This is a genomic window from Brevundimonas denitrificans, assembly GCF_030160755.1.
GTDB lineage: Bacteria > Pseudomonadota > Alphaproteobacteria > Caulobacterales > Caulobacteraceae > Brevundimonas > Brevundimonas denitrificans.
Window position 1 is genome coordinate 1 of the sequence record NZ_BSOY01000232.1, and the last position, 555, is coordinate 555.

The 555-nt window shown below is 57.7% G+C and carries 1 pseudogene; it reads right to left on the reverse strand.

Annotated elements, in window-relative coordinates:
• Positions 1-555 (reverse strand): annotated as a pseudogene (locus QQJ79_RS15930) (tRNA (N6-isopentenyl adenosine(37)-C2)-methylthiotransferase MiaB); the annotation flags it as partial.

A 555-nucleotide genomic window follows, 5' to 3' on the forward strand; every position in this document is an offset into this window, starting at 1 on the left:
TTTCACGGGTGCCGCCCGCGACCATGCGTTTTGCTTCGGAAAGGATGTCGTCGGTGGCGCGGGAAAATTCGGCGCCGCGTGTATAGGGAACCACACAGAAGGCGCAGAACTTGTCGCAGCCTTCCTGAACGGTGAGGAAGGCGCTCAGTTTGGTGTCGATGGCTTCTGCCGGAAGATGGTCAAACTTGGGTTCAACCGGGAAATCCGTATCCAGAACCTGTCCGGCCCCGCGGCTTGCCGCCGCCAGCATCTCGGGCAGTTTGTGATAGGATTGCGGGCCAAAAACCATGTCCACAAAGGGCGCCCGTTTCATGATTTCCTCGCCTTCGGCCTGCGCAACGCAGCCCGCAACAGCAATGATCATGTCCCCGTCGCCGGTTTTCTTGCGCTCTTCCCGCATTTTCCGCAGCACGCCCAGTTCGGAAAATGTCTTTTCCGAGGCTTTCTCGCGAATATGGCAGGTGTTCAGGATCGCCATGTCCGCAGATTGGGGCTTATCGGTCAGGTCATATCCAAGGGGGGAAAGGATATCGGCCATACGGTCAGAGTCATAGA